Source organism: Paenibacillus castaneae (genome assembly GCF_002884445.1).
Taxonomy (GTDB): domain Bacteria; phylum Bacillota; class Bacilli; order Paenibacillales; family Paenibacillaceae; genus Pristimantibacillus; species Pristimantibacillus castaneae.
Genome location: NZ_KZ614144.1, coordinates 3,258,063 through 3,264,419, shown reverse-complemented (window position 1 = coordinate 3,264,419; position 6,357 = coordinate 3,258,063). Strand labels below are relative to the sequence as shown.

The window sequence follows — 6,357 nt, the reverse complement described above, 5'->3', positions numbered from 1 at the left end:
GATGCGATGAAGTTCCTCTCCAGTATGTTCGGCGCAATTTTACCTACATTCCCTTTATATGAACGATATTTCTTCATACGCACGACGGATTTTAAGCCAAGCTCCTGCATGATTCGTTGCACTTTCTTATGGTTTACACGCTCATCTTCATTGTGCAGCACATCTGTAATACGACGATACCCATAGAGGCCCTTGTGTTCGTGATAAATCGCTGTAATACGAACTTTTAAGGCTGCGTCTTTGTCTGGGCGGTCAAAGGTGCTGACCCAGTAATAGTACGTGCTACGCGGAATTTGAGCCAACTCAAGCAATGATGTAACGGGATATTCTAGCCTTAGTTCAAAGATTACTTGCGCTTTGTCTTGCTTTGTAATTTTTCCTTGCTTAGAACTAAGGCATTCAACTTTTTTAAGTAGGCGTTCTCCATACGTAGACGTTCTAATTCGGCTTGTAGCGCTTCGATAGAGCCTTCAGCTGGAGTTGCTTTCTTCGTTTCTTCCTTCATGGATGGACGCCCCTTTTTCTTCGGTAACAGGGCGTCTTCACCTCGCTGCTCAAGAACCCTCTTCCATTGCAGAATGGTTGAAGGTGCAGGAATGTTAAACCTAGCAGCTGTTTCTAAAATTGACGTCCCTGACTCATTCATAAGATTCAGTACATCTAGTTTAAACATTTTTGAGTAGGTTGTATATCTCTTAGCCAAACCTTCCATGCCATTCATTTGGTAAAGGGCTACCCACTTTTCAACAGCTTTATGGTCCACACCGATGCGTACACCTATCTCCCTGAAGGATTCTTTGCCGTCTAAATAGGCCTGTACGGCTTGATACTTCTTCCTTTCGGAAAACTTCCCCACAAAAATGCACCCCACTTGTTAGATGGTGTCTAACAAATGGGGTGCAGTTCATTGTCGGGAGTGGCTTTGTTTTTATATACTGATGTAAATTTTGTGGTCAAAATATACTTTGTGTTTAGATACATTACGGTGAACCGTATCATGAATTACAATTAGGTCATTCCGCTAACGGGACACGATAGTTCAATGCCGAAAGGGCTGCCTCGTGGTAGCCCTTCATTAAGCTAACGGGCAGGATAGTTTAATGATAGGGGCTATAAGGCTGTACCAGATAGAACAATGTATAGTGTACTGTTGAGCTAAGGGAGACCATAACAAAACCTCCTTTTCGAAGGTGGTTTTGTTATGGTCAAATACTAGTATTAAAATTTAACATAGCCTAGATTTTAAATATTGCACCCACATCCCGTGAAGTTCTGCTTCCGATACTTGAAATGCGCCTTGAAAATCAGTGGCATCGCGTATGAATTTGTTGAGCGCATCTAAACTGTATGAATGGATGAGATATTCTACGATCAAGTACGAGAATCCATATCCCCCTATCTTTTCGAAATCCCAGGTATCATTAGTTAATGCTTGAAAGCTAGGGACAGCGTTATTTTGAATCGCTTCGGAGGTGCTATACTGGATATATTCTTGTGACATTTGTTTAGCTTCATGCCCGCCGAGCCCGTGTGTAAGCCATTTCGGTGCCAACGGATTGATATCCTTCACTAACCACATCGTAAACAAGCTTATAGTATGCCGTAATACCGATTGATACGTATGTTCAGGGCCTGGGTTGAGTGGGGATACGATTTTAATTTTGTTGTCTTCATAGGTTCCCATAAACCAATTGGGCGCATCCGGTTCGTTTATTGCTTGATGAAAAGTGGGCAGATCCGGATAGATCTCAATAGCGATTTTCTGAGAAGGTCGATGACGATAGGTTGTAATAATTCGATCTACATTGCTTTTCAACTCTTCAAATAAGTCATGGTATACCTTGTTCATACCATCATTCTTGGAGGGAGCCTCGCTTTTATCCACAATTGATATCAATTCTTTAATAGACATGATTGTAATGTCACCCCATTCTTTTAATTCTTTTTTTAGTTTGTTTAAGGCACGGTAGAGTCTGTTCTTAACTGTGCTTTCAGGCATCCCGATGATTTTGGAAATTTCCAATAAAGTGCAGTCGACGAAAAAACGCAATGATATGATTTGCTGATCTAATTCATTTAATCGGGCTAATGCAGCACTAATATCAAGACGGATATCGACATCTCTAGCAATATCAAGGGATATCGATTGGGACTGAAAATCGATTACTTCATGCACAATTTCTTTATTTCGTGATCTCGTACGATACTCGTTTTTCACAATATTTTGCGCGATTTTGAATAGCCAAGTAAATATACTGGAGTTACACTTAAACAAGTGAAAGTTTTCCATTGCTTTTAAAAAAGCTTGTTGCGTTAAGTCATCGGCAGTTGCCGAATTTGTCTTTACTGCAATATAATTTCGAATTCTATCTCGATATTTATTATAAATGGCTTCGAAATGCTGGATGTGCTCCTGCTCCTCCGGAAGAACAGGGATTTTCTTTTTGTCTTGAGCTCGTGACACCAGTAGTACCTCCTCTTGAACTTACAATTCATTAGACACCGAAGGGAGGTAAAAAGCCACATCATTTTAAAATAATTTTACACGACGCCATTCCACTGTTTCTAAACCCCGAAAAAGCAAAGCGTAAAGGCAATTCAGCTATGTGGTATTAAGTGAGGATCACCAATGGAGAAAGAGATTCAGGAGCTTAAAAAACGTATTGGCTTTCTGGAAAAGCAAGTTCAGAACAAACAACTTCAGTCATCTAATATATTGAGGTTGAGCTTAATTTTTATAATAGTACTCGTGACTTTGCTCATCTTGATTGGAATCTTTCAATTTATAACCCTCAACCAATTGACCTATCGGGGAATGCTAGTTCAATTACATCCAGGAGCAGTTTGCCATCTAGTAGCTGCTTCTTCAGGTATTATGCTAGTGCAAGGTTAGTTGTCGAATTCTTTGTTTTTTTAGTACCGGGGGGGAGAGTATGGAAATTAAGATAAGAGAAATTGCAGCTGATGAATATAGCGAAGTAGTGGTCTTGTGGAACGATGTACTTGGAGTGCGTACCGTTACGGATGAGAACTTTAGGACTACGATGGAGCAGATGAACAAAGCCGGCAATTACAAAATGTTTGTAGCGTTACTTAAGAAACATGTTGTCGGTTTCATATCTATCGTTCATGGATAAGCTGTAGGATCCACGAACGGTTATCTGCATATAACTGGGCTTGCTGTTCATAAGGATTTTCAGCGTAATAGGGTAGGCACTGAATTGCTACAATACGTTGAAAAATATGCGAAAGAAATTGGAGTATCAAGCATTATTCTGTGTACCGGAATGAAGCGAACCGATGCTCATGCTTTCTATGTGCATAATGGTTATGACAAAGATTCATACTGCTTTGATAAGATTATTAAACTCGATTAATGAATAGCGATATTGCATTACACTAACGGGGAACGATAGTTCCATACTGACAGGACTGCTGCTTGGCAGCCTTTTGTTCAACTAACGGGCAGTTTTCTTCAACAATTTATTGCATTAATATGGTAGAATATGTATCTGTAAATGAGTGGACGAGGTGACTAGAAATGAATTCTGTTGCAAGTCTAAGGCTAGCATCCTTAACCGATGCTGAAGAACTTTCTAGACTAAATCAAGAGTTTAACGGTGGTGTAAAAAGACCCCCAACTAAGATAATTGAACGCCTAAAATATAAATCGTAACGAATTGATTGCCGTAGCAGAGATAAGTGGTAAAATCGTTGGTTTTGGCTGCGCTCAAAGCTTTTATTCATTTTGTTATGAAGAACCATATGGAGAAATTACCGAACTCTATGTAGAAGAAGCCGCTCAAAGAAAAGGAATTGCAATTGCAATTATTTCTTGTCTGGAAGAAAACCTTAGAGAACGCGGAGTAAAAAGTATGAAGGTACTGACAGGTAGAAGGAATAACGCTGCAATTAGAACGTATGAACATTGCAATTATGTTAAAGACGATGAACAGATGTTAAAGAAAAGGTTGGAGGATTAAGCTAACTGGCAGGATAATGCAAAAAAGGAGTATGGAAAATCAAGGGAAATTGGTATTTAGTTCGAGGTCGAGAGGGAGATCAGTAGTTATGATTAAGGCGATAATATTTGATTTTGATGGTCTTATTTTTGATACAGAAACACCTGAGTTTAGAGCATTTCAAGAAATATATGAGGAGCATGGATTAAAATTAGAAATTGAGAAATGGGGCCAATGGGTAGGAACAGACAGCAGTAAATTTAATCCTTATGATTATCTTGATGAATGTGTTGGTAAACCATTGAATCGAGAGGAAATCCGTACTTTAAGAAGATTGAAGTTTGGGAATTTAATAGTGAAAGAAAAAATAAGACCTGGAGTAGAAGAATATTTGATAGCTGCTAAGGATCTAGGACTAAAAGTAGGGTTAGCTTCAAGCTCGACCAAGGATTGGGTTAACGAACATTTAATGAGATTAAATGTAGTTGAATACTTTGATTGTATTCGTGTTCGTGATGATGTTAAAAAAGTAAAACCCGATCCAGAACTTTACCTTCAGGTTTTAAATTACTTTGGTATCGAACCTAAAGAAGCAATTGCTTTCGAGGATTCTCCAAATGGTGCTCGAGCTGCAAAGCACGCTGGAATGCACTGTATTGTAATTCCCAACGATATTACGAAAGAATTAAAATTCGATGAGGTAGATGTGGATTTAAGATTGATATCAATGGAACAAAAGAGTTTAAAATCACTAATTGAGCAATTCAACTAACGGGTACGATAGTTCAATACCAAGAGGGCAGTCGCCTGACAGCCCTTCGCTCAACGGGACACTATAGATTAATAATCACCAGGACGAGGCTGCCGACATAAATCGGCAGCCTCGTTGAGCTAACGGGCAGTTTAGTGAAACTTAATGACTTTTAGAACGTCTAAAATAATGATTACCAATTTCAAGGAGAATGAAGGAGAGAAGACATGTCACAGAAAAATGTCTATGCACTTTTTATTATGATTTGGCTTACAGTTTTAACGCTATGGGCAGTAAATAAAATAGTGGTTCCTCTTAACAATAACTTGGTGACAGTTCAAGGCATACCTAGTCAACCAACGCCTTAGCAAATTTCTACAGTACAAATTGATAAAGATACTGTATGGGTTATTGAAGCCAACAGTGACTTAATAAAAGTTATTACGCATGATACAGATGGTTATCATATGACGCAAATAAAAATGTCTATCCAAAATCAATAATATTGCATTGAACTCCCTCAGTACGATTCAATTTTCTCACAAATACTCGCTTATTCGCAGGATTTCACCCTTGCCGGAAATGCGGAAAGATAGTAGAGAAAGGTAGTTGAAGACCAGGTCAACATGAAGGCGTGAGGAAATAGAGGGGGAGGTTGCAAGCCCCATATCCTTCCATATACTGCACGCATTCTCCACGCTGCCCCTGGAGGTTATCACTCCCATGTCTCAACGGGTCTTTGCCCTCTCATTCCTTCGTTACGCCTGTCCAAGGGGTGGAGGCCGGTCTTGCTAACGTTACGGGTCGGTGCCCTTTGGTTCAATGCATCCGGTACTCCGTGCTTTCTTTGAAATCCTACGAATAAGCCAAAATTCGTACGACGAAACGGTTAAATTAAGCTTAAGCTGCTAGTTGAATTGGCATCGTTTTATGAGGATGGTATGCCTCGTTGCTACGAGCCATTCCAACGAGTATTCGTGCCAATTTACCGCATAGTTTCATCAGAGACCTCATTTTCTTCATCTTTTTAACCTGTACATTGTACGCATGCATGGCTTTGAACTCTGGGTTGTTCCCAACCAAACTTATGGTCATCATGAAAATGAAGCGACGAAGGCGCGATCGTCCGCGTTTACTAATCTTCATCTGACCCGTCCATTTACCTGAGCTTGCTTCTGCAAGGTTGAGACCAGCATGGCGAAGCAGTGCATTACCGTGAGTGAAGCCACTTAAATCCCCAGCCTCACCGAGAATACCTGCGAGTGAAATGGCGCTAATCCCTTTGACCGCAAGCATAGATTTAGCAAAAGGAATACGGTCTAAGACTGCCGTAATCTCTGCCTCTACGACTTGCAGCTGTTGGCAAGCCAGGTCGTATTCAGCCAGAAGTTGCGTTAAGTGGAGCTTGTACGCATGCGTTGCCTGCTTAGAGCCAACAGAATGACGAGCAAGCGCAATAAGGGTCTGAGCTTTCTTGTTCCCGGGTTGACGTTGCATAATGGATTTCCAGCCACTCACCACGTCCTGAGGCGCTAGCCTTCTCAGTTCTTCAGGCGTTGGGAAAAGACGTAGTGTTGCCAATGCCCCCCTGCACAACAGGTTCTTAAATACTTGTCGCAGCTCAGGGAACACTACGTCAACCCA

7 protein-coding genes and 1 pseudogene are annotated in these 6,357 nt (G+C 40.6%); 5 read left to right on the top strand and 3 right to left on the bottom strand.

Annotated features, from left to right (window positions below):
- Both CEF13_RS29260 and CEF13_RS14570 read right to left on the bottom strand, forming a co-directional pair.
- Positions 1-856, bottom strand: a pseudogene (locus CEF13_RS29260) (IS3 family transposase); the annotation flags it as partial.
- A 369-nt stretch (positions 857-1,225) separates the two neighbouring features.
- Positions 1,226-2,464, bottom strand: a complete 1,239-nt coding sequence (locus CEF13_RS14570; protein ID WP_102711442.1) for an RNA polymerase sigma factor — start codon at positions 2,462-2,464, stop codon at positions 1,226-1,228.
- A gap of 165 nt (positions 2,465-2,629) precedes the next feature.
- Between CEF13_RS14570 and CEF13_RS14565 the strand changes: the two genes are divergently transcribed.
- The 5 genes from CEF13_RS14565 (at position 2,630) to CEF13_RS14550 (ending at position 4,734) form a co-directional block, all read left to right on the top strand.
- Positions 2,630-2,893, top strand: coding sequence for a hypothetical protein (locus tag CEF13_RS14565; RefSeq protein ID WP_102711440.1), 264 nt, complete (start codon positions 2,630-2,632; stop codon positions 2,891-2,893).
- A 40-nt stretch (positions 2,894-2,933) separates the two neighbouring features.
- Positions 2,934-3,137, top strand: coding sequence for a hypothetical protein (locus CEF13_RS29255; protein ID WP_243864986.1), 204 nt, complete (start codon positions 2,934-2,936; stop codon positions 3,135-3,137).
- Positions 3,138-3,161: 24 nt separating this feature from the next.
- The gene (locus tag CEF13_RS29250) at positions 3,162-3,377 is read left to right on the top strand and encodes a GNAT family N-acetyltransferase (protein WP_243864990.1); all 216 of its coding nucleotides are present in this window, start codon (positions 3,162-3,164) and stop codon (positions 3,375-3,377) included.
- 303 nt (positions 3,378-3,680) lie between these two features.
- The gene (locus CEF13_RS14555) at positions 3,681-3,983 is read left to right on the top strand and encodes a GNAT family N-acetyltransferase (RefSeq protein WP_243864988.1); all 303 of its coding nucleotides are present in this window, start codon (positions 3,681-3,683) and stop codon (positions 3,981-3,983) included.
- 88 nt (positions 3,984-4,071) lie between these two features.
- Positions 4,072-4,734: an HAD family hydrolase gene (locus tag CEF13_RS14550; protein ID WP_102711438.1), complete on the top strand. Its 663-nt coding sequence runs from the start codon at positions 4,072-4,074 to the stop codon at positions 4,732-4,734.
- A gap of 879 nt (positions 4,735-5,613) precedes the next feature.
- Here the strand turns inward: CEF13_RS14550 and CEF13_RS14545 are convergent.
- Positions 5,614-6,357 (bottom strand): transposase (locus CEF13_RS14545; protein WP_244917079.1); only part of this gene is annotated, 744 nt, incomplete at its 5' end.